This is a genomic window from Streptococcus sp. Marseille-P7375, assembly GCF_902460365.1.
GTDB classification, from domain to species: domain Bacteria; phylum Bacillota; class Bacilli; order Lactobacillales; family Streptococcaceae; genus Streptococcus; species Streptococcus cristatus_I.
In genome coordinates, this window is record NZ_CABPTR010000001.1 from 215799 (window position 1) to 239057 (window position 23259).

Here is a 23259-nt window from a genome sequence, read left to right on the forward strand (position 1 = left end):
TGGATACCTTGTATCCTAGAAAGGTGTTGTACATGAAAAAAGTAGCTCTCATGTTAGCCAATGGCTTTGAAGAAATTGAAGCCCTCGCCGTTGTCGATGTCTTGCGTCGCGCAGGCTTTATCTGTGATATGATTGGTTTTGAGAAGTCTGTGACAGGCTCTCACCAGATTACTGTCAAAGCCGATCAAGTCTGGAATGGGAATCTATCTGCTTATGATATGGTCGTTCTTCCAGGCGGTATGCCAGGATCAACAAATCTGCGAGATGATGACCGCTTGATGGAAGTTCTACAGGAATTTCAAGCAGAAGATAAATTTGTCGCAGCGATTTGTGCGGCTCCGATTGCCCTTGACCGCGCAGGTCTGCTAAATGGCAAGAACTTTACTTGCTACGATGGAGTGGAAGCCAACATTGAGAACGGTAGCTATCAGAAGCAGACCGTTGTCGTAGATGGAAAGTTAATCACCAGCCGTGGCCCATCTACAGCCCTACCTTTTGCCTATGAGTTGGTTCACCAGCTAGGCGGAGATGCGGATCAATTGGCAAGTTCTATGCTTTTTAAAGATGTTTTTGAGAAGTAAAAAATTCACTCGATTTTCGAGTGAATTTTTTCTGTCTAAGTTGGATGAAAAATCGATGAAAATATGCTATTTCATCATAAATAAAAGCCCTTTTTTTCAAAAAATATGATATAATAAAGGGTATGAATTATCAAGATTACATCTGGGATTTGGGTGGGACTCTCTTGGATAATTATGAGACTTCAACCGCAGCTTTTGTCCATACCTTGCAGGACTTTGGTTTGACTGCGAGTCATGATGAAGTGTATAAGGCTCTCAAGGTCTCGACAGATTATGCGGTCCGCCAGTTTGCCCCTGTAAATAAGGAATTTTTAAAGGCTTATAAGGCAAATGAGGCTAAGGAATTAGAACATCCGATTTTGTTTGAGGGAGCTTCAGAATTATTAGCACAAATTATCCAGCAGGGTGGCAGAAACTTTTTAATTTCTCACCGAGATGATCAGGTGTTAGAGATTTTGCAGAAGACGCAGATCAGTGGTTATTTTACAGAAGTAGTGACGGCTGCTAATGGTTTTAAACGCAAGCCAGATCCTGAGTCTATGCTGTATTTAAAAGATAAATACCAGATTGAGTCTGGTCTGGTTATAGGAGATCGACCGATTGATGTCGAAGCTGGTCAGGCGGCAGGCTTTAGCTGCTATCTCTTTGATAATATGAGAAATCTTGAAGAATTTGTAGATATTGAACTAGAAAAGGAATAACATGACAGAAGAAAAGCAACAAGACATACAAGCGCAAGAATATGACGCCAGTCAGATTCAGGTCTTGGAGGGCTTAGAAGCCGTTCGGATGCGCCCTGGTATGTATATCGGTTCGACCTCCAAGGAAGGTCTGCACCACTTAGTATGGGAAATTGTTGACAACTCGATTGATGAGGCCTTGGCTGGTTTTGCCAGTCACATTCAAGTTTTTATTGAAAAAGATAATTCGATTACAGTTGTTGACGATGGTCGAGGCATTCCCGTTGACATTCAGGAGAAAACAGGCCGTCCGGCTGTAGAAACCGTCTTTACTGTCCTTCACGCAGGAGGAAAATTCGGCGGTGGCGGATACAAGGTATCGGGAGGTCTGCACGGTGTGGGTTCTTCCGTTGTAAATGCCCTATCCACTCAGCTGGATGTCCGTGTTTATAAAAACGGCCAGATTCATTACCAAGAATACCGTCGTGGTCATGTAGTCGCGGACTTAGAAGTCATTGGCGAGACAGATCGTACAGGTACGACCGTTCACTTTACACCGGATCCAGAGATTTTCACTGAAACAGTAGAATTTGACTTTGAGAAGCTTAATAAACGGGTGCAGGAATTAGCTTTCCTTAATCGTGGTCTCAGAATTTCCATCACAGATAAGCGAGATGGAATGGAGCAGGTCAAGGATTACCACTATGAGGGTGGGATTGCCAGCTATGTCCAATACATCAATGAAAACAAGGATGTAATCTTTGAAACGCCGATTTATACTGACGGCGAAATGGACGACATTACGGTTGAAGTCGCTATGCAGTACACGACTGGCTACCATGAAACAGTTATGAGCTTTGCCAATAATATCCATACCCACGAGGGTGGAACGCATGAGCAAGGTTTCCGGACAGCCCTGACACGGGTCATCAATGACTATGCCAAGAAAAACAAACTTCTCAAAGAAAATGAGGATAATCTGACTGGGGAAGATGTGCGTGAGGGACTGACAGCAGTCATCTCTGTCAAGCACCCCAACCCTCAGTTTGAAGGTCAAACCAAGACCAAGCTGGGTAATAGCGAAGTAGTCAAGATTACTAATCGCCTCTTCAGTGAAGCTTTCTCAGATTTTCTTTTGGAAAATCCTGCGGTGGCTCGAAAAATCGTTGAAAAGGGAATTTTGGCTTCTAAGGCCAGAATTGCTGCTAAGCGAGCTCGGGAAGTAACCCGCAAGAAGTCTGGTTTGGAAATCTCTAATCTGCCAGGGAAATTGGCTGATTGCTCGTCCAACAACCCACAGGAAACAGAACTCTTTATCGTGGAGGGAGACTCAGCGGGTGGTTCAGCTAAGTCTGGCCGTAACCGTGAATTTCAGGCTATTTTGCCGATTCGCGGTAAAATTCTCAACGTTGAAAAAGCCAGCATGGATAAGATTCTGTCTAATGAAGAAATCCGCAGCCTCTTTACTGCTATGGGAACTGGTTTTGGAGCTGACTTTGATGTTAGCAAGGCTCGCTATCATAAATTAGTCATCATGACTGATGCGGATGTGGATGGAGCTCACATTCGGACTTTGCTCCTAACTTTGATTTACCGCTACATGAAGCCGGTTCTGGAAGCAGGCTATGTCTACATCGCCCAACCACCAATCTATGGTGTCAAGGTCGGTAGCGAGGTAAAAGAATACATCCAGCCAGGTGCAAATCAAGAAGAAGAACTGCAAGCTGCTCTCGAGCGCTATAGCGAAGGTCGCTCTAAACCGACGATTCAGCGCTACAAAGGTTTGGGAGAAATGGATGACCATCAGTTGTGGGAAACGACCATGAATCCAGAACACCGTCTAATGGCGCGAGTTTCTGTCGATGACGCAGCAGAAGCTGATAAGATTTTTGATATGCTGATGGGAGATCGTGTAGAGCCTCGTCGTGACTTTATCGAAAAAAATGCAGTATATAGCACACTTGATGTCTAAAAAGTTAGAAAAAACAACCATTACAAATGAATTTGTGATATAATCAATATGTTTGCTTTTTAGTAAAAGAATGAAGGAGTTTTATATGTCTAATGGACTGATTATTCTCATTATTGTAGTAGCAGCACTATTAATTTTAGGCTATTTTACTGCTATCTATATGAGAAAACGAAATGAAGCGAAGCTTCGAAGTTTGGAGGAGAAAAAAGAGGAACTTTACAATCTTCCCGTGAATGATGAAGTGGAAGAAGTTAAAAATTTACATTTGATTGGGCAAAGTCAAGTGACTTTCCGTGAATGGAATCAAAAATGGGTAGATCTCTCTTTAAATTCATTTGCTGATATTGAGAACAATCTCTTTGAGGCAGAGGGCTACAATAATTCTTTCCGTTTCCTCAAAGCCAAGCATGCGATCGAAAACATTGAAAGCCAAATTGATTTAATCAGTGAAGATATTCATGCGATTCGTCAAGCTTTAGAAGATCTTAAAAAACAAGAATCTAAAAATAGCGGACGAGTTTTACACGCCCTAGATCTATTTGAAAATTTGCAGCATACTGTGGCTAGCAATCCTGACGCTTATGGACGAGCTCTTGCAGAAATTCAGAAGCAAATGGAAAATATTGAGTCTGATTTCTCTCAATTTGTAACTCTCAATTCTTCAGGGGATCCTGTGGAAGCGGCAGAAATCTTAGACAAAACAGAAGATCGTATCTTAGCATTGACACAGATCGTCGAAAAAGTTCCAGCAATTGTAGAAGACTTGACTGAGAAATTACCAGATCAATTAGAAGATTTGGAGTCTGGCTACCGTAAATTATTGGAAACCAATTATCATTTTATTGAGACTGACTTAGAGGCGCGTTTCCAACAACTTCGTGCTAGTTTGAAACGAAATGAAGAAAATCTTGCGGCTTTGGAGTTGGATAATGCCTTGTATGAGAATGAACAAATTCAAGAGGAAATCGATGCTCTGTATGCCATCTTTACTCGAGAAATTGAGGCTCATAAAGTCGTTGAGAAGTTGGTGAACTACCTTCCTGACTACTTAGAACACACTAAAGAGAATAACCAACAGCTTCAAAGCGAAATGGAACGTTTATCACATTCCTTCTTGCTACCAGAACCTGAAATAAATCATATCAAAGATTTGAAATCGGAATTATCTGCTCAAGAAGCAGTCGTTCACTCTTCACTTGAAGATACAGCTGAAATGAAGAAACCTTTCTCATTGGTTAGAGAAGAGTTGGAAGCTATTCAAGACCGATTGAAAGAAATCGAAGATGAACAGATTGAACTTGGTGAGCAACTAGAAAAAATTGAAAAAGACGATGTCAATGCCCGTCAAAAAGTTACGATTTACGCCAATAAATTGCATACGATTAAGCGATTTATGGAAAAACGTAATTTACCGGGTATTCCAGAGTCCTTCTTAACAATTTTCTTTGGAGCAAGCGACTATATTGAGGAGCTGGCAAGAGAGTTGGAGGCAACTCGTGTGAATATCGAATCTGTTAACCGCTGGTTAGAGATTCTGGCAAATACAATGAATGAATTGGAAGAAGAGACATATCGAATTGTTCGAAATTCTACCTTAACAGAGCAGTTGCTACAATACTCTAACCGTTATCGTTCCTTCGATGATAATGTGCAGGCAGCCTTCAATGAATCCCTTCATGCTTTTGAAGTTGAATTTGATTACGCAAAATCTTTGGAAATTATTTCAAAAGCCTTGGATGTTGTTGAGCCTGGAGTTTCAGCTCGTTTTATCAATTCATATGAAAAAACACGCGAAAATATTCGCTTCTAAGAAAGTTCCTTCGGGAACTTTTTTCTTTGCGATCTTGCTTGTTTTGCTATTAAAAATCCTGTATAATACAACAAATCACATAAAATATGAGGTGAGTAGATGAGTCAGGTCAAAGGTTTATTGGTTATGGATGTAGATAGCACTCTTATTATGGAAGAGGGCATTGATTTGCTAGGCGAGGAAGCTGGAGTTGGGCAGCAAGTCGCTGCTATCACTGAGCGAGCCATGCGCGGAGAATTGGATTTCGAGGCTGCCTTACGGGAGAGGGTTTCACTTTTGGCGGGACTTCCGGAAACTATCTTTTCTCAAATAGCTGATAAGATTCATTTCACGCCTGGTGCTAAAAAATTAGTAGATGAGCTGCATGCGCGTGGCTACAAGGTTGGCTTGGTTTCAGGTGGTTTTCATGAAACGGTGGATAGACTGGCTGAAGAGCTAGGAATTGACTATGTAAAGGCCAATCGCTTAGAAATCAAGAATGGCTTGCTTACAGGTCATGTGTTGGGAGAGATTGTTAGCAAAGATACTAAAGTTCAGATGCTGAAAGAATGGGCTCAAGAAAACAATTTGGAATTAAATCAAACCATTGCTATGGGGGATGGCGCCAATGATTTGCCTATGATTCAAACAGCCGGCATTGGAATTGCTTTTAACGCCAAGCCAATTGTAAGAGAGCAAGCGCCCTATCAAATCAATGTTTATGATCTCTATCAAGTAATGGATATTTTAGATGGGAAAGAAAAATAGGAGGCACGATGCATATCTTGTTAGCACCAGATTCTTTTAAGGAAAGTTTGTCTGCTGTTCAAGTAGCAGAAGCCTTGAAAGAAGGCTTTTCCCAAGCCTTGCCAGAGGCGAATTTTGACTTGCTGCCTATTGGAGATGGCGGCGAGGGAACTGTAGCTGCCTTGATTTCTGCTATGAAGCTAAAAGAGTTTCGCCATTGGGTAATCGGACCTTTCGGCCAGCCAGTCGAAATGAAATATGCAAGACAAGAGCAGCTAGCGCTTTTTGAAATGGCAGATTTAGTGGGACTGGCTTTAATTCCTAAGGAAAAACGTAATCCCTTAAGTTTAGAAACCAGAGGTCTGGGGGAGCTGATCCTTCATTTGGTCGAACATGGAGTCAAAAAGATTTTAGTCGGTGTTGGAGGCTCGGCGACGAATGATGGAGGCATCGGTATGGCAGCCGGTCTGGGCTATGAATTTTTTGATGAAAACAATCATCGACTGCGACCTATCGGTTCCTCTCTAGGGAGAGTTGCCCGAATTTCTGCGGAACGTGTTCCAACTTTCCTGAATGATATAGAAATCGAAATTTTGACAGATGTGTCCAATCCTTTATGTGGGCAGCAGGGAGCGACTCAGGTATTTGGACGACAGAAAGGCTTGTCTGAATGGCTTCTTTCATCTGTCGATCAGGAAATAAGGAACTTCTATGAACTGGCCAATCCGCAGATTTTCACCCAAGCTGGTGCTGGTGCCGGAGGAGGCATGGCAGCAGGGCTGGTCACATTTGCCAAGGGGAAAGTCGTGTCAGGAATTGATACCTGTCTGGATTTGTTGGATTTTGACCGCAGGGTTAAAGAAGCGGACTTGGTTGTTGTCGGTGAGGGGCGCATGGATAAGCAGTCTTTGGCGGGAAAGGCCCCAGTTGGAATCGCAAGGCGGACGCCAAAAGAGATTCCTGTTCTTGCGATTTGTGGCAGTTTAGCTGATGATTTGCCTCCATTTCCTAGGGAGAATATCCATGCAGCTTTTCCCATTATCTCGCAAGTGGCAGATTTGGACGTAACCTTAGCTCAAGCGAGGGAAAATCTGGTTCGTACAGCTCGCAATATTGGCAACCTATTAGCCATCAAAAAAAGAGAGTGGGACAGAAATCGGTAATTGGTTAGAATTCGATTTCGTCGTCCCACCTCCGCACAGTTGAGCAGGGCTGTAAAAGCTGATGAAATCAGCGTAGTAGAGCCCCCTCAACCACTGCGTCTTGCTCGACAATCCAAAGACAATTAAGAGGCTAGGACTTTTGTCCCAGCCTCTTTTTCAGTAAATATTCGATTTCTTTGACGATTAAGCCGTTTGCAAATTCAAATAGATTACAAGATAAATCACCATGGTCATTGACCAAAATTGTTAAAATCCGACTTTGCTCAGAATTGCTGTGACAGTATTGGCAAGTAAACTGTGCGGAACTGTTCTGATAGGCCTCCTGTATCCTGTGGAGGTAGGCTTCTTTACCTTGAATGATTTCTGGGGATTCTCCATGCAGCTCCCAGACGATATGCTCGTCTAAAAAAGTTTGATAAATATCCCAGTCACGCTGATTTTCTGCTTCGAAAAAGATAAATAATTTCTCTAAATTTGTCATTTATGAAACATTTTTTTCCAAAGGGAGGTCTTCTTGAGGGGAGATGGTTTACTATCTGCTGGGTGGAGGACGTCGGCAAATTGCTTGCTCAAGTCCTTTTCTTCTATGGTCACAGGATGATCGCTATGGATTACCAAGCCAAAAGGAGAGGATTGGCAAAAAGCGGAGACAATGGTGGCCTCACAGCCTAAGTCTTTGGCGGTTTTTAGGTAGAAAACCTGCTGGCTGGATATGACTTCAGGCGATATTTTGACTGTGACGGGCTGGTAGCTTTCAGTGATCTTCTCAACTATTTCTTTAAAATGCTGCTTTAGAAGAGTAGAATTGGCATCCGAAATAGAGCAGTAAGCAATCACCCGCTCTTCAAAAGTTTCCAGAAATTTGCGTTGTTCATCAGGATTGAGCTTAGCATTTCCCTGAGATTTTTCCATGATAATATTATTTAGATCTGTCATATTTCTAGTATATCATAAATAAAGGATTTCTGATTTTCAAACCATTAAGAAAAAGATAGGATGTAACCGATTGCATTTCAAAAATTGTGATTTTTCAAGCAAAGCTGCTGTTTTTCCTTGAAAAAAAAGCGCTTTTGAGGTATCATAGACTAGTAAATAATTTTAAACAATAAGGAGAGTCAAAATGTCAATTATTACTGATGTTTACGCTCGCGAAGTCCTCGACTCACGCGGTAACCCAACACTTGAAGTAGAAGTTTATACTGAATCAGGTGCTTTCGGACGTGGTATGGTTCCTTCAGGAGCTTCTACTGGTGAACACGAAGCAGTTGAACTTCGTGATGGTGACAAATCTCGTTACGGCGGTCTTGGTACACAAAAAGCAGTTGATAACGTGAACAATGTTATCGCTGAAGCTATTATCGGTTACGATGTACGTGACCAACAAGCTATCGACCGTGCAATGATCGCTTTGGACGGTACTCCAAACAAAGGTAAATTGGGTGCGAACGCAATCCTTGGTGTGTCTATCGCTGTAGCTCGTGCTGCTGCTGACTACCTTGAAATCCCACTTTACAGCTACCTTGGTGGATTCAACACTAAAGTTCTTCCAACTCCAATGATGAACATCATCAATGGTGGTTCTCACTCAGACGCTCCAATCGCTTTCCAAGAATTCATGATCGTACCTGCTGGTGCACCATCATTCAAAGAAGCTCTTCGTTGGGGTGCTGAAATCTTCCACGCTCTTAAGAAAATCCTTAAATCACGTGGTTTGGAAACTGCTGTTGGTGACGAAGGTGGATTTGCTCCTCGTTTCGAAGGAACTGAAGATGGCGTAGAAACTATCATTGCTGCTATCGAAGCTGCTGGTTATGTTCCAGGTAAAGACGTATTTATCGGATTTGACTGTGCATCATCAGAATTCTACGATAAAGAACGTAAAGTTTACGACTACACTAAATTCGAAGGTGAAGGAGCTGCTGTACGTACTGCTGCAGAACAAATCGACTACCTTGAAGAGTTGGTAAACAAATACCCAATCATCACTATCGAAGATGGTATGGACGAAAACGACTGGGACGGTTGGAAAGCTCTTACTGAACGTCTTGGTGGTAAAGTTCAATTGGTTGGTGACGACTTCTTCGTAACAAACACTTCTTACCTTGAAAAAGGTATTGCAGAAGGTGCTGCTAACTCAATCCTTATCAAAGTTAACCAAATCGGTACTCTTACTGAAACATTCGACGCTATTGAAATGGCGAAAGAAGCTGGTTACACTGCCGTTGTATCACACCGTTCAGGTGAAACTGAAGATTCAACAATCGCTGACATCGCAGTTGCAACTAACGCAGGACAAATCAAGACTGGTTCACTTTCACGTACAGACCGTATTGCTAAATACAACCAATTGCTTCGTATCGAAGATCAACTTGGTGAAGTTGCTGAATACCGTGGATTGAAATCATTCTACAACTTGAAAAAATAATTCATCCTAATGGAATGAAGCAAATCCCTTGAGGCTGACTCAAGGGATTTTTAATAAATAAGGGGAGACTTTTAGGATGTTTTATTTCATTTTGTATATCCTAAGCAGAGAGTGGCCAGCTCTTACTGTTTTATTTATAGGCCTCTTTTTGGCTTATAAACGCAAATCAAGCTCTCTGGCGCTTTTGGCAGTTCTTTTATTTCTTACAATCACCAGTATATTCTGGTATCCTCAGTTCAGCCCATGGTTTGCTTTTCCCTTTTTATTTCTTGTTTTCTATTTATTGGCAAAAAGATATAGGTGGGTTCTTTATCCCGCTCTTGCTTTAGGCTTGTTGCTATTGGCAGTTTCTCCTATAATTGGCTATCTTTTCACGGTTTATGTTCCAGTGACTCATTATGCCTATCTTGAGGAAAAAGGGCAGACAGTAGTGGTTCGGGAAGATTATTATGGAGCATTTTTTAGTGAAAGTGATATAGAAATCACGACCTATGTAAATGGTCAACTCCCTCTTGCCAATAAGATGGTTTATGAAAAGGTTGACTTACATGATTTTAATAAGGACAAAGATGTCGATAAGGACATTTTTCTTGCTCAACCCTTGACAAGGGAACGACTGGAAGAATTACATGATTTTATGAATCGGAAATAGACTAATAAGGCTCGATCAAATATAAAAGCTGTTGGAATTTTATCCAACAGCTTTTTTAAATAAGATTTTAGAAAATAGACTTAACTTTGTTGATGACGTCGTTGAGGCCTTTTGAATTTGCTACTAAATCTTTAGCCTTATCTAAGTATTCGCCTAGCTCATCTTTGTGATTTTCGACAAACTTCTTAGCTGCCTCAAAGTCTTTCTTTTCGATCAATTCTTTTACTTGATTAAACAATTCTACTGGATTCATCTTGAATGCTCCTTTGATAATTTTTTTTGATTATTAGAAGGTCACGCAGACAGCTTCTGGCACATAGAAATCATGAGAAATTTCTGTTAATCGACCTGTTTTAGGATTGCGTTTGAAGACAGTTGCATTGTCCGAATCTTGGTGGACAGCGATGAGGTAGTTTTGGTCAGGTGTGATATTGAAATCGCGTGGATTTTTGCCCTTTGTTGGCGTGATTTCAATGAGCTGTAGACTTCCATCAGCTAGAATTTGATAAACAGCTATTGAGTCATGGCCACGGTTAGAGCCATAGAGGAATTTTCCATCAGCAGAGAGACGAATGGCTGCAGTGCCGTTAAAATCTTCAAATCCTTCTGGGAGAGTTGAGATGGTCTGCAGGTGTTCAAACTGACCAACGCCATCATAAATCAATACTTCGATGGTAGAATTTAGTTCGCAGATAAGGTAAGCAATTTTATAATGGTTATGAAAGACAAGGTGGCGTGCCCCAGCTCCAGCAGCACATGTGTAGGTGCCCAGTTTGTTCAGTTGTCCGTCTTCCGTCACATCGTAGGTAGTGACTTGATCTGTTCCGAGGTCACAAGTAATCAGATATTGATCGGGAGTCAAGTCAGTATAGTGGACATGGGCAGATGCTTGATTGGCATGAGGTCCTTGCCCGACATGAGTGTCTGAATCAGCTAGTTTTAGGCTGCCATCTTCTTGCTGCTTGTAGACCAGCACTTGTCCCTTGTGGTAGTTAGCTCCGTAGACAAGACCTCTTTCATTATCTACAGCAACATAGCAAAGCGGAGCGCCTTCTTCAACCACATGATTGAGAAGTTGTCTCTTTTGGTCATAGGCCGCAATCCCACCTTGTCCGTCTTTTGCACCAACGGTGTACAGATGACCAGCTTGATCAAAGGCTAGATAAGTGGGGCTTGGTTCTTCGGCTACTAATTCTAAGTCTGAGAGTTGTCCCTTTTCAGTGTCAAAATCTGCCTTATAAATCCCTTGGGAAACTCGTCGGGTGTATGTTCCAAAATAAACTGTTTGAGTCATGTTTCCACCTCATTCTTTTAAAATCAATCTATTATACCATAAAACGACTTAAGAAGCTGTTTGGATAGGAAAAGTCCTGTATCTAGAGGAGAATTCCAAATTTTATCAAAAAATAGATAAAAAACAGATGGTGGGTAGGAAGGGGATAGACCACTTTGATAGAATGGAATTGTTCAAAAAAACAAATACGATCAGGAAAGCTCAAAATTCCTGTTTTCTAAAACAAAGGAGAAATCAAATGAACGTAAAAAAATTCGCTATGCTTGTAACTCTTATCGGAATGTCCGTCTTTTTCCTAGCTGCATGCGGTTCTAAGAATGCTGACAATAAAGAAATTAGTGATGGGAAAAAAGTAGATTTTAAGAAAGATGCTGTTGATCAAAAAACGAAAACAGTAGACGGCAAGGAAGTGACAGAGTATACCATGCCGGACGGAAACGTGATTCAAATCCCAGCGGATGGAGAAGAATTACCAACAGATGAATCTGAATCAACTGATAAATAAAAGTTAGAACTTGTAGGTTGGAGGCAATATGTTTCAAATAAAAAAAATGAATCGTAAAACCATTCTATTGGGAAGCACGGTCATTCTTGCTTGTGCAGGGCTGGGAGGCTATGTACTTCTTCATCAGGTTAATCAACAACAAGCCATGAAAATGGTCGATAATAAGATTGATTCACTGACGGTCCAAGATGCTGTTAATAACAGTAAAAAAACAAGCCTAGTTTTATCTGGAGAAGTAGTTGCTAACAATAGCAGTAAGGTCAAAATTGACCCATCAAAAGGTGAAGTTAAGGAAGTATTCGTTAAAAATGGCGATACTGTTACACAAGGCCAGCCCCTCTTTTCCTATGTGACCTCTCAGGAATTGACAGCCCAGTCTGCTCAGTATGATGCTCAAGCTAAGGCCAATAGCATTACGGCTGCTCAAACTAGCGCATCTATCAAATGGGAAACGTATAACCGAAAGCTAGCTAATCTCAATACTCTTAAGAATAAATACAATTCTAGTAAGGATGAGTCTTTGTTAGATCAGATAAAATCTGCTGAAGATGAACTGGCTCAAGCGCTAAGTGACGCTAAGACTGCTGATAATGAAGTAACGAATGCTCAGATTGAGGCTGAAAAAGCTCAGGTGACAGCTCAGACGGAATCAGACCGTATGAAATATGATACCGTGACGGCGGATACAGCGGGAACTATTACCTCGATGAACGAAGACTTACCGACTCAGTCCAAGGCTAAAAAGGAAGAAGAAACCTTTATCGAAATCATGGACAAGTCCAAAACTTTGATCAAAGGGAGCGTTAGTGAATTTGACCGTGAGAAGCTGAGTGTGGGTCAGAGAGTAGATGTTGTGGACCGCAAGGATCCTAAGAAACGTTGGAGTGGTACCGTGACGCAAGTCGGCACCTTGACAACTGCAAATACCGGAAATAGCAATGGTGGAAATAAACAACAGGAAAATCCCAACCAAGGCAAGTATCCTTATACTGTCGAGCTGGATCAAGGCGGTGAAATGCCGCTTGTAGGCTCCCATTCTTATGTCAATGTCGTAGAAAATGCTCCTGAGGCCGGTAAGATAGTCGTCAACAAGGCCTATACTTTCAGTAAAAATGGTAAGACCTATGTCTGGAAGGTAGAGGGTAAAAAGGTAAAAATGAAGGAAGTTAAGACCAAGAAAGTCTCTGACCGTTTGGTAGAGATTACAGAAGGTCTGACAATGAAGGATACCATTTCGACGCCTAGAGAAGGCATGAAAGACGGAATGGAGGTAGGACAGAATGTTAAAGCTTAAGAACATCCACAAATCTTATCAACAAGGCAGTCAGGAATTTCCGATTTTGAAAGGAATTGATTTGCATGTGAAAGAGGGGGATTTTCTAGCGATTATGGGGCCGTCTGGATCAGGTAAGTCCACTTTGATGAATATTATCGGCTGTTTGGACAAGGCTAGCGCAGGTTCTTATCATATCGAAGGGACTGACGTCTCTGACCTGTCCGACAACCAACTATCTGATTTGCGTAATCAGAAGATTGGCTTTGTTTTCCAGAATTTCAACCTCATGCCTAAGCTGACAGCCTGTCAAAATGTTGAACTGCCTCTGACTTACATGAAAGTTCCTAAAAAAGAGAGACGCGAACGCGCCTTGGAAATGCTACGATTGGTCGGTCTGGAAGAGAGAAGCGACTTCAAGCCTATGGAGTTGTCCGGTGGTCAAAAGCAACGGGTAGCCATTGCGCGTGCCTTGGTAACCAATCCCAGCTTTATTCTGGGAGACGAGCCGACTGGAGCGCTGGATACCAAGACCAGTGTTCAGATCATGGAGTTGTTCAAGCAGTTTAACGAACAAGGCAAAACTATTGTCATCATTACCCACGAGCCGGAAGTGGCTCAGCTTTGCAAGCAAACGGTTGTCTTGCGGGACGGTAATATAGAGACTCGGGCATTAGGATAGAAGGGGGCTATATGGAAGATATTTTTGTAGCTCTAAACTCCATCCTGTCCCACAAAATGCGCTCTATACTGACCATGCTGGGGATTATCATCGGGATTGGCGCTATTATTGCTATCTTTTCCATCATTGAAGGAAATACAGAAAATACCAAGCGTCAGCTGATCGGTGGTAGCAATAATACTATCAAAGTTGTCTACGATAAGAAAAGCGCCATCGATCCCTCTATTCCAGAAAAATCCCAAGCTCAGAAGCCTTCCTACATTCCTTTTATGGGAGAGGATGTCTTATCCAAAATCAAGGAAATTCCTGGAGTTAAAAATGCTTTGATGACCTATGGGGCGGACGAAAAGATTTACTATCTCAGTCAAAAGTCATCTAGCAAGGTTCAGGCAGTTTCCCAGTCGGTAGCTGATATCAAGCAGCAACGGCTGTTGGAAGGGGAGGGCTTTGACTCTGAAGCCTTCAAAAATCAAGAGCAAGTAACCTATCTAGAAAAGTCTCTTTATGATACCCTCTTTCCTAAGGGAGACGGTATCGGTAAGTATGTAGAAGTCAAGGGCAATCCTTTTAAAGTTATCGGCGTCTTTGAGTCTACTGAGCAGAGTGGCCTGACCTCTGGTTCGGAAAAGGTGGCCTATATTCCTCTGCAACAATGGCATCGGATTTTTGATACCATCAATGTCAGCCCAGAAGTCACCGTTCAGACCCACAAAGCCGATGATTTGAAGAAGGTAGCCAAGAAAGTTAGTGATTACCTCAATCAGCAGATGCCCCAGTCAGACTATATGTTTGGTGTGCTAAATCTGCAAGAATTTGAGCGTCAATTGGATAACCTTAACCAGTCTAACTTTGTCTTGCTAGCAGGTATTGCCAGCATCTCCCTATTAGTCGGAGGTATCGGTGTTATGAATATCATGCTGGTTTCAGTGACAGAGCGGACTCGTGAAATCGGGATTAAAAAGGCTCTGGGAGCTCGGCGGAAGATTATTCTCAAGCAGTTCCTGATTGAGGCAGTTATCCTGACTCTAATGGGTGGTATTATTGGCGTAGTAGCAGGTATCGCCTCTGGTTTTGCTATTACCCAGTCTTTGGCCTATCCATATATTTTATCTCTGTTTTCTGTCTTTGTAAGTTTGCTCTTTTGTTGTATAATAGGAGTAGTATTTGGGCTCTTGCCGGCTGTGAAAGCATCCAAGCTGGATCCAATTGAAGCCCTGCGATTTGAATAAATAAAGGAGAATCAAGCATATATGCACAAGATTTTAGTAGTGGAAGACGATACTACGATCAATCAAGTCATTTGTGAATTTTTAAAAGAAAGTAACTATGCAGTTACACCAGTCTTTGATGGAGGCGAGGCTTTGCTTCAATTTGAAGCAGAGTCTTTTGACTTAGTTATTTTGGACATGATGTTGCCAACCATGAGTGGACTGGATGTCCTCAAGGAAATTCGCAAGACTTCTCAGATTCCAGTCATGATCCTGACAGCGCTAGATGATGAGTACACTCAGCTAGTCAGCTTTAACCACCTCATCAGCGACTATGTGACCAAGCCTTTCTCACCACTAATCTTAGTTAAACGGATTGAGAATATTCTGCGACGAAATACGGTTGCGTCAGAGATAACTGTTGGTGATTTGACTGTCTCTATCGATGATTGTACCGTTTACTGGCAGGAAGAAAAGATGCCTCTGACCAAGAAAGAGTATGAGATCTTGCAGGCTCTGGCCAAGAGAAAGGATCATTTAGTAACCCGCGATCAGCTCATGAATACTATCTGGGGCTACAGCGAGCTAGATAGCCGGGTGTTGGATAATCACATCAAGAACATTCGTAAGAAAATCCCAGGTATCCCTCTGAAAACCATCACAGGCATGGGCTATCAGCTTGGAGGAGAAGACACGTGAAGATTGTCAAAAAGAACTTCCTCTTGACGACTTTCATCATCTTTGTCGTTGTGACGATTGTTCTATCCACTCTCTATTTTGCCATGCCGGTTTATTACCAGCAGGTCAAGGGAGGAGAAGCCCAGCGTGAGTTTGCTCAGGTAGCCAAGCAGGTCAAGGGAAAGTCTAGCCAAGAAATCAGTGAGCTCTTGAGCAATTATAGCAAAAAAAGCAATCAGATCTGGTTCACCTTGTTAGCTAAAGACAATACGATTCTTTACCCAGCACTTGAAACGAATGGAGAAAGCTCTCTCCAGCTGACGATTGTTCCGACCATTGCCAATAGTAACTATGAAAGCAAGACTCTGTCAGAAAGTTTTCGGACGTCGGACGGCAAAGAAGTAGTCCTGCGAGGCGAGTATTCTCTGCAGCCCGTTTCGGATGCCAGTCGGATCTTGCTCAATCTCTATCCTTTTGTATTATTCTTGTCGCTGAGTCTGGGTGGGCTTGCCGCCTATCTCTATAGTCGGACCTCTAGTCAGCGAATTAAGGATATCTCCTCTAGCACTCGGCAAATGACAAGTCTTCTTCCAGACGTTTCCTGTCAGGTGAAAGGGCATGACGAGATTGCTGATCTGGCTCAAGATATCAATCACTTATATGCTAACCTCCTAGCAAGTATGGAAGCTCTGCGATTAGAAAATGAGAAAGTCGCAGAAAGCGAGCGCGAAAAGGCAGAATTTCTCCGAATGACTTCCCACGAACTCAAGACACCCATCACCAGCATGATGGGAATGATTGACGGGATGATTTATGGAGTGGGTGATTTTAAAGATCGGGACAAATACCTACAGAAGTGCCGCGAAATATTGGAAGAACAATCAGGTCTAGTTCAGTCTATCCTAGCCATTTCAAAACTAGAAATGACCATGGAGACAGAGCGAGAAATCTTCTCTCTCAAAGAGCTGCTTGAAGCAAATGTCAGTACCTACAAGGTTCTGGCTGACCTCAAGCATTATCAATTTAATGTCCAACTTACAGAAACAAAAGTTCGAGGAAATAAGACCTATTTACTGAAAGCTATAAAAAATCTGATTGACAATGCCTTCCATTATACAGTAGAAGGTGGAGAAATCTTGGTTCGTTTAGAAGATGGAGTATTAATTGTAGAAAATGAAGCTGAGCGAGTGCTGGATGACTCACAGATCCAGCAGATTTTCCAGCCATTTTATCGACCAGACTATAGTCGTAATCGCAAGGATGGTGGTACGGGACTGGGGCTCTTCATCGTGCAGCAAATTTTAGAAAAGCACCATCTCACTTATAGATTTGAAGCTGTTGAGAATAAGTGGATGCGCTTCACGATTTTTTTACCTCAAATGGAACAGATATGAGGCTGGGACAAAAGTCCTAGCCTCTTAATTGTCTTTGGATTGTCGAGCAAGACGCAGTGGTTGAGTGGGCTCTATTACGCTTATTTCATCAGCTTTTACAGCCCTACTCAACTGTGCGGAGGTGGGACGACGAAATCGAATTCTAACGAATTACCGATTTCTGTCCCAATCTCATTTTTGCTTGGATTTCTATAGGATAAATGTTAATAAAGGCTATTTATCTGGGGAATGTTCTTAATTTAAAAGAAAAGTATGAAAAACGCTTACAATATAACAAAACAATTGACTATTAACTTTATTAGGAGTAAACTAATGAAGTACATTTAAAAATATAAAAGGAGAATTCATCATGAATTTAACGTTTTTTGGACTTTGTTTTGCCTGCTTTGGCGTCTCATTAGCTGAAGGTTTGATTATGAGTAATCTGTTTAAAGCAGTTTCTCGTCAGCCAGAAATGGTCGATCAATTAAGAAGCTTGCTCATCATGGGTGTCGCTTTTGTTGAAGGTACTTTCTTCGTTACCTTGGTTATGTCCTTCATTATCAAATAGTTTTTTCTATTTTAGAAAAGGGGGTGTCAAACCTTGGAAGAAAGTCTTAATCCGACTATTCAGCTAGGCCCAATATCCTTTGATTTGACCCTGCTTGCTATGTCACTTGTGACCGTTTTGATGGTCTTTGGCTTTATCTACTGGGGCAGTAGAAAAATGTCCATCCGACCTCAAGGAAAGCAAAACTTATTAGAATATGTCTATGATTTTGTCATTGGCTTTACTAAAGAAAATATTGGGGAACACTACATCAAAGATTATTCTTTGTTTATGTTTGCCTTGTTTCTTTTTATTGCAGTTGCCAATAATATCGGTTTGATGGCTAAAATTCAAACCACCAATGGCTACAATCTCTGGACCTCACCGACGGCAAATTTGGGCTATGACCTAGCCTTATCCTTTATCATTACATTGATTAGTCATGTTGAAGGAATCCGTCGTCGTGGTTTTAAAGATTACTTAAAAGCTTTTGCAACACCTGGATTTATGACTCCAATGAATATCTTGGAAGAATTTACCAATTTTGCTTCTCTGGCTCTGCGGATTTTCGGAAATATCTTTGCAGGGGAAGTTTTGGCTGGCTTGTTGCTTACCTTGTCACAACAAGCATTTTATTGGTATCCAGCTGCTTTCCTAGGTAGTATGTTATGGACAGCCTTCTCGATATTTATTTCATGTATCCAGGCCTATGTCTTTACCATGCTGTCTTCGATGTATATCGGTAAGAAAATAAACGGTGAAGAATAGTAAGTAGAAAGGAAGAAAAGGAATGCACGTAACTATCGGTGCCATTATTGGTGACTTTATTCTCATCGCTGGTTCCTTCCTTTTATTAATTTTTTTAGTAAAGAAGTTTGCCTGGGGCAATATTACCAGTATCTTAGAAGAACGTTCTAAAAAGATTACGGATGATATTGACGGGGCTGAGTCAGCCCGCAAAAAGGCTGAGGAACTTGCGCAAAAACGTGAGAATGAATTAGCAGGAAGTCGTCAGGAAGCAACGACGATTATCGAACATGCTAAGGAAACAGCTGAAAAAAATAAGGCTGGAATTTTAGCGGATGCAGCTGAAGAAGCTGGACGTTTGAAAGCAAAAGCCAATCAGGAAATTGCTCAAAGCAAGGCAGAAGCCTTGAATAGCATTAAAGACGATGTGGCTGACCTAACAGTAAGTCTTGCAAGTAAGATCTTGAGCCAGCAGCTTGATACAAAAGCACACAGTGAGCTTATTGATCGTTATATTGATAAATTAGGAGATGCTTAATGGACAAAAAGCACTATGCGGTAATTGAAAAATATACCTTGCCTTTTGTTCAATTAGTATTTGAAAAAGGTCAGCAACAAGATGTTTTTGAAAAACTAAGCCAAATTAGGGCCGTGTTTGAGGAAACAAATCTTGCTGACTTTTTATCACATATTGGCGTTGATGAAGGAGAAAAGGAGAAGGCCTTTCGACTTTTTCAAAACTCAGATTCACAGCTGATTGATAACTTTATCGAAGTCGTTATTCTCAATCATCGAGCAGATTTGTTCTACGATATGTTGGTAGAAATTCAGCATCAGATTGAGAAACAAAGCAATGAATTTGAAGTGACGGTTAAATCTGTTCAAGCATTGACAGACAGTCAAAAAGACAGATTGAAACCAATGATCGAGCAAAAAATGGGCCTCAAGGTTCGCTCGCTCAAGCAGGAATTAGATGATAGCCTGATTGGTGGCTTCGTCATTTCAGCCAATAATAAGACAATTGATGCAAGTATAAAACGTCAATTACAACTCGTAAAAGAAAATTTGAAATAGAAAGTGGTGTGAATTTTGGCGATTAACGCACAAGAAATCAGCGCTTTAATTAAGCAACAAATTGAAAATTTCCAGCCAAATTTTGACGTCACAGAAACTGGGGTCGTCACTTATATTGGTGATGGAATCGCTCGTGCCCATGGCCTTGATAATGCTATGAGTGGTGAGCTCTTGATTTTTGAAAATGGTTCTTATGGTATGGCCCAAAACTTGGAGTCAACCGATGTCGGAATCATTATCTTGGGTGATTTTACAGATATTCGTGAGGGCGATACGATTCGTCGTACGGGTAAAATCATGGAAGTTCCTGTCGGAGATGCTTTGATTGGTCGTGTCGTAGATCCGCTCGGTCGTCCTGTTGACGGCTTGGGTGAGCTTGCTACAACTAAAACACGCCCTGTAGAAGCACCAGCTCCAGGAGTTATGCAACGGAAGTCTGTATCAGAACCATTGCAAACAGGTTTGAAAGCTATTGATGCCCTTGTACCGATTGGTCGTGGTCAGCGGGAATTGATTATCGGTGACCGTCAGACTGGTAAAACTAGTATTGCCATCGATGCGATCCTCAACCAAAAAGGCCAGGATATGATCTGTATCTATGTTGCCATTGGTCAAAAGGAATCTACTGTCCGTACACAGGTGGAAACTCTTCGCCAGTATGGGGCCTTGGATTATACTATCGTGGTAACAGCCTCTGCTTCACAGCCTTCTCCTTTGCTCTTCTTGGCTCCTTATGCCGGTGTAGCGATGGCTGAAGAATTTATGTACAATGGCAAGCACGTCCTCATCGTTTATGATGACTTGTCTAAACAAGCGGTAGCTTATCGTGAGCTTTCCCTCTTGCTTCGTCGTCCACCAGGTCGTGAAGCCTTCCCAGGGGATGTTTTCTACCTTCACAGCCGTCTGCTTGAGCGTTCAGCTAAGGTTTCTGATGAGCTGGGTGGTGGTTCAATCACAGCCCTACCATTTATCGAGACACAAGCAGGAGATATCTCAGCCTATATCGCGACCAACGTGATTTCAATTACGGATGGACAAATCTTCCTTGGAGATGGTCTCTTTAATGCAGGTATTCGTCCAGCTATTGACGCCGGTTCTTCTGTATCTCGGGTAGGTGGATCTGCACAAATCAAGGCCATGAAGAAGGTTGCAGGAACCCTGCGTATTGACCTTGCTTCATATCGTGAGTTGGAAGCCTTTACCAAGTTCGGTAGTGACCTCGATGCAGCAACTCAGGCTAAGTTGAACCGTGGACGCCGTACGGTAGAAGTATTGAAACAGCCAGTTCATGAGCCACTGCCAGTTGAAAAACAAGTTGTGATCCTTTATGCACTGACCCATGGTTTCCTAGATACAGTACCAGTGGATGAGATTCTTCAGTTTGAAGCAGAGATTTTCGCTTACTTTGATGCTCATCATGAAGACATTTATGAAACCATTCGTCAGACAAAAGATTTGCCGAGCGAAGAAGTGCTGGATGCCGCTATTACTGAATTTATTAATCAGTCTAACTTCAAATAAGAATAGAGGTGTCAGATGGCAGTTTCATTAAATGATATCAAAAATAAAATTGCATCCACAAAAAACACCAGTCAAATCACTAATGCGATGCAGATGGTTTCTGCATCTAAGTTGGGAAAGTCCGAAGAAGCAGCAAAAAACTTTCAGGTTTATGCTTCTAAGGTTCGAAAACTCTTGACCGACCTTTTGCATGGTCATGAGGAAGAGAATGTTAGCCATCATCCACTGCTAAAGAGCAGACCAGTTCAGAAAACGGCTTATATCGTCATTACGTCTGATCGTGGTTTGGTCGGTGGCTACAACGCAACCATCCTCAAATCCATGATGGAATTGATTTCGGAATACCACGAAAAAGATGACTATGTCATTATTTCGATCGGAGGAATGGGAGCGGATTTCTTCCGCGCACGAGGTATTCAACCGATTTATGAATTGCGCGGTTTAGCCAATCATCCGAGTTTTGATGAAGTTCGGAAAATCATTTCCAAGACCATTGAAATGTATCAGAATGAGCTTTTTGATGAACTTTATGTGTGTTATAACCACCATGTCAACAGTTTGACCAGTCAGATGCGGGTAGAGCAGATGTTGCCAATCGTCGACTTGGATCCTAGTGAAGCGGATGAGAACTATATCCTCAATCTAGAATTAGAATCCAGCCGAAACGCGATTTTAGATCAGCTCTTGCCTCAGTTTGCTGAAAGTATGATTTACGGGGCCATTATTGACGCAAAAACTGCTGAAAATGCTGCTGGTATGACAGCCATGCAAACAGCAACAGATAACGCTAAAAAAGTTATCAATGATTTGACCATTCAGTATAACCGTGCTAGACAAGCATCTATCACGCAGGAAATTACTGAAATTGTGGCGGGTGCAAGTGCACTGGAATAGTGTCACAGAAAATAAATAGTATAAAGAGGAGAAAAGAATGAGCTCAGGCAAAATTACTCAGGTTATCGGACCGGTTGTAGACGTAGCGTTTGCAGCTGGCGACAAGCTACCTGAGATCAATAATGCACTTGTAGTCTATAAAAATGACGAAAATAAATCAAAAATCGTCCTTGAAGTAGCTCTTGAGCTTGGTGATGGAGTGGTTCGGACCATCGCTATGGAATCAACGGATGGGTTGACTCGTGGCATGGAAGTGCTAGATACTGGCCGTCCAATTTCTGTGCCAGTCGGCAAAGAAACACTTGGTCGCGTCTTTAACGTTTTGGGAGATACCATTGACTTGGATGCTCCTTTTGCGGATGATGCAGAGCGCCAGCCAATCCATAAGAAAGCTCCAACCTTTGATGAGTTGTCTACTTCATCAGAGATCTTAGAAACAGGTATCAAGGTTATCGACCTTTTAGCACCTTATCTTAAAGGTGGTAAAGTCGGACTCTTCGGTGGTGCCGGAGTTGGTAAGACCGTCCTGATTCAAGAATTGATCCATAACATTGCCCAAGAGCATGGTGGTATTTCCGTATTTACCGGTGTTGGGGAACGTACCCGTGAAGGGAATGACCTTTATTGGGAAATGAAAGAGTCTGGTGTTATCGAGAAAACAGCCATGGTCTTCGGTCAGATGAATGAACCACCAGGAGCACGTATGCGAGTTGCTTTGACTGGTTTGACGATTGCAGAATACTTCCGTGATGTGGAAGGTCAAGATGTCTTGCTCTTCATTGACAACATCTTCCGTTTCACGCAGGCAGGTTCTGAAGTCTCTGCCCTTTTGGGTCGGATGCCATCAGCCGTTGGTTACCAACCAACACTTGCGACAGAAATGGGGCAATTGCAAGAGCGTATCACATCGACTAAGAAGGGTTCTGTAACCTCTATTCAGGCCATCTACGTGCCAGCCGATGACTATACTGACCCAGCTCCAGCAACGGCTTTCGCCCACTTGGACTCTACAACCAACTTGGAACGTAAATTGGTTCAATTGGGGATTTATCCAGCCGTGGATCCACTTGCTTCAAGCTCTCGAGCTCTTTCTCCTGAGATTGTTGGTGAAGAGCACTATGCAGTAGCTGCCGAAGTGAAACGCGTATTGCAACGTTATCATGAATTGCAGGATATCATTGCTATCCTAGGTATGGATGAGTTGTCAGATGAAGAAAAGACTTTGGTTGCGCGTGCGCGTCGGATTCAATTCTTCCTGTCTCAAAACTTCAACGTTGCGGAGCAGTTTACTGGCCAGCCGGGATCTTATGTGCCTGTAGCTGAGACGGTTCGTGGCTTTAAAGAGATCCTCGAAGGCAAGTACGATAAGTTACCAGAAGATGCCTTCCGTGGTGTCGGTTCGATTGAGGATGTCATTGCTAAAGCGGAAAAAATGGGATTCTAAGAGGTGA

Annotated in this window: 25 protein-coding genes; 21 read left to right on the forward strand and 4 right to left on the reverse strand. The window is 42.2% G+C overall.

Features of this window, described 5'->3' with window-relative positions; translation table 11 throughout:
- Nucleotides 1-32 precede the first annotated feature (32 nt).
- The 6 genes from FZ954_RS01080 to FZ954_RS01105 all read left to right on the forward strand — a co-directional run bounded on the left by FZ954_RS01080 (nt 33) and on the right by FZ954_RS01105 (nt 6932).
- Nucleotides 33-581: a DJ-1 family glyoxalase III gene (locus FZ954_RS01080; RefSeq protein WP_148876364.1), complete on the forward strand. Its 549-nt coding sequence runs from the start codon at nt 33-35 to the stop codon at nt 579-581.
- 122 nt (nt 582-703) lie between these two features.
- Nucleotides 704-1282, forward strand: coding sequence for an HAD-IA family hydrolase (locus FZ954_RS01085; protein ID WP_187423307.1), 579 nt, complete (start codon nt 704-706; stop codon nt 1280-1282).
- 1 nt (nt 1283) lies between these two features.
- The gene (gene gyrB / locus FZ954_RS01090) at nt 1284-3233 is read left to right on the forward strand and encodes a DNA topoisomerase (ATP-hydrolyzing) subunit B (RefSeq protein ID WP_148876371.1); all 1950 of its coding nucleotides are present in this window, start codon (nt 1284-1286) and stop codon (nt 3231-3233) included.
- Between the two features lie 85 nt (nt 3234-3318).
- On the forward strand, nt 3319-5043 hold the full coding sequence (gene ezrA / locus FZ954_RS01095) for a septation ring formation regulator EzrA (RefSeq protein WP_061910405.1): 1725 nt from the start codon (nt 3319-3321) through the stop codon (nt 5041-5043).
- Nucleotides 5044-5142: 99 nt separating this feature from the next.
- Complete coding sequence (gene serB / locus FZ954_RS01100; protein ID WP_148876373.1) at nt 5143-5790, forward strand: phosphoserine phosphatase SerB; 648 nt, start codon at nt 5143-5145, stop codon at nt 5788-5790.
- An 8-nt stretch (nt 5791-5798) separates the two neighbouring features.
- On the forward strand, nt 5799-6932 hold the full coding sequence (locus FZ954_RS01105) for a glycerate kinase (RefSeq protein ID WP_148876376.1): 1134 nt from the start codon (nt 5799-5801) through the stop codon (nt 6930-6932).
- Between the two features lie 130 nt (nt 6933-7062).
- On the opposite strand, the gene FZ954_RS01115 is transcribed toward FZ954_RS01105, so the two are convergent.
- Nucleotides 7063-7413: a nuclear transport factor 2 family protein gene (locus tag FZ954_RS01115; protein ID WP_148876378.1), complete on the reverse strand. Its 351-nt coding sequence runs from the start codon at nt 7411-7413 to the stop codon at nt 7063-7065.
- Nucleotides 7410-7868 (reverse strand): DUF1694 domain-containing protein, encoded by a 459-nt coding sequence (locus FZ954_RS01120; RefSeq protein WP_148876381.1) that lies wholly within the window; start codon nt 7866-7868, stop codon nt 7410-7412. The genes FZ954_RS01115 and FZ954_RS01120 overlap by 4 nt, the downstream gene beginning before the upstream one ends.
- A 184-nt stretch (nt 7869-8052) precedes the next feature.
- Between FZ954_RS01120 and eno the strand changes: the two genes are divergently transcribed.
- Both eno and FZ954_RS01130 read left to right on the forward strand, forming a co-directional pair.
- Nucleotides 8053-9357, forward strand: a complete 1305-nt coding sequence (gene eno, locus FZ954_RS01125) for a surface-displayed alpha-enolase (protein ID WP_015604660.1) — start codon at nt 8053-8055, stop codon at nt 9355-9357.
- 76 nt (nt 9358-9433) lie between these two features.
- Nucleotides 9434-10009: a hypothetical protein gene (locus FZ954_RS01130; protein WP_148876384.1), complete on the forward strand. Its 576-nt coding sequence runs from the start codon at nt 9434-9436 to the stop codon at nt 10007-10009.
- Between the two features lie 67 nt (nt 10010-10076).
- Here the strand turns inward: FZ954_RS01130 and FZ954_RS01135 are convergent, their stop codons facing one another.
- Both FZ954_RS01135 and FZ954_RS01140 read right to left on the reverse strand, forming a co-directional pair.
- A complete protein-coding gene (locus tag FZ954_RS01135; RefSeq protein ID WP_148876387.1) occupies nt 10077-10262 on the reverse strand; it encodes a hypothetical protein in 186 nt (61 codons plus the stop codon).
- Between the two features lie 33 nt (nt 10263-10295).
- Nucleotides 10296-11303 carry a lactonase family protein gene (locus FZ954_RS01140; RefSeq protein WP_148876390.1) on the reverse strand — a complete coding sequence of 336 codons (1008 nt, stop codon included), beginning with the start codon at nt 11301-11303 and terminating at the stop codon, nt 10296-10298.
- A gap of 238 nt (nt 11304-11541) precedes the next feature.
- Between FZ954_RS01140 and FZ954_RS01150 the strand changes: the two genes are divergently transcribed.
- The 13 genes from FZ954_RS01150 to atpD all read left to right on the forward strand — a co-directional run bounded on the left by FZ954_RS01150 (nt 11542) and on the right by atpD (nt 23252).
- A complete protein-coding gene (locus FZ954_RS01150) occupies nt 11542-11808 on the forward strand; it encodes a hypothetical protein (RefSeq protein WP_005592220.1) in 267 nt (88 codons plus the stop codon).
- 28 nt (nt 11809-11836) lie between these two features.
- Nucleotides 11837-13102 carry an efflux RND transporter periplasmic adaptor subunit gene (locus FZ954_RS01155; RefSeq protein ID WP_148876392.1) on the forward strand — a complete coding sequence of 422 codons (1266 nt, stop codon included), beginning with the start codon at nt 11837-11839 and terminating at the stop codon, nt 13100-13102.
- A complete protein-coding gene (locus FZ954_RS01160) occupies nt 13089-13763 on the forward strand; it encodes an ABC transporter ATP-binding protein (RefSeq protein WP_005589728.1) in 675 nt (224 codons plus the stop codon). The genes FZ954_RS01155 and FZ954_RS01160 overlap by 14 nt, the downstream gene beginning before the upstream one ends.
- A gap of 11 nt (nt 13764-13774) precedes the next feature.
- Nucleotides 13775-14992 carry an ABC transporter permease gene (locus FZ954_RS01165; RefSeq protein ID WP_148876395.1) on the forward strand — a complete coding sequence of 406 codons (1218 nt, stop codon included), beginning with the start codon at nt 13775-13777 and terminating at the stop codon, nt 14990-14992.
- Nucleotides 14993-15013: 21 nt separating this feature from the next.
- The gene (locus FZ954_RS01170; protein ID WP_045496783.1) at nt 15014-15670 is read left to right on the forward strand and encodes a response regulator transcription factor; all 657 of its coding nucleotides are present in this window, start codon (nt 15014-15016) and stop codon (nt 15668-15670) included.
- The gene (locus tag FZ954_RS01175) at nt 15667-17043 is read left to right on the forward strand and encodes a cell wall metabolism sensor histidine kinase WalK (protein ID WP_148876398.1); all 1377 of its coding nucleotides are present in this window, start codon (nt 15667-15669) and stop codon (nt 17041-17043) included. The genes FZ954_RS01170 and FZ954_RS01175 overlap by 4 nt, the downstream gene beginning before the upstream one ends.
- 349 nt (nt 17044-17392) lie before the next feature.
- Nucleotides 17393-17593, forward strand: coding sequence for a F0F1 ATP synthase subunit C (locus FZ954_RS01185; RefSeq protein WP_061423052.1), 201 nt, complete (start codon nt 17393-17395; stop codon nt 17591-17593).
- Nucleotides 17594-17626: 33 nt separating this feature from the next.
- Nucleotides 17627-18340, forward strand: coding sequence for a F0F1 ATP synthase subunit A (gene atpB / locus FZ954_RS01190; protein WP_148876400.1), 714 nt, complete (start codon nt 17627-17629; stop codon nt 18338-18340).
- Between the two features lie 22 nt (nt 18341-18362).
- Nucleotides 18363-18857 carry a F0F1 ATP synthase subunit B gene (atpF, locus tag FZ954_RS01195; protein ID WP_005589735.1) on the forward strand — a complete coding sequence of 165 codons (495 nt, stop codon included), beginning with the start codon at nt 18363-18365 and terminating at the stop codon, nt 18855-18857.
- Nucleotides 18857-19393, forward strand: coding sequence for a F0F1 ATP synthase subunit delta (locus FZ954_RS01200; RefSeq protein ID WP_148876403.1), 537 nt, complete (start codon nt 18857-18859; stop codon nt 19391-19393). Before atpF ends, FZ954_RS01200 begins: the two co-directional genes overlap by 1 nt.
- Before the next feature lie 15 nt (nt 19394-19408).
- Nucleotides 19409-20914 (forward strand): F0F1 ATP synthase subunit alpha, encoded by a 1506-nt coding sequence (gene atpA / locus FZ954_RS01205; protein ID WP_148876406.1) that lies wholly within the window; start codon nt 19409-19411, stop codon nt 20912-20914.
- A gap of 15 nt (nt 20915-20929) precedes the next feature.
- Nucleotides 20930-21808, forward strand: a complete 879-nt coding sequence (locus FZ954_RS01210) for a F0F1 ATP synthase subunit gamma (protein ID WP_148876409.1) — start codon at nt 20930-20932, stop codon at nt 21806-21808.
- Nucleotides 21809-21845: 37 nt separating this feature from the next.
- The gene (gene atpD, locus FZ954_RS01215) at nt 21846-23252 is read left to right on the forward strand and encodes a F0F1 ATP synthase subunit beta (RefSeq protein ID WP_061423047.1); all 1407 of its coding nucleotides are present in this window, start codon (nt 21846-21848) and stop codon (nt 23250-23252) included.
- The last annotated feature ends 7 nt before the right edge of the window (nt 23253-23259 follow it).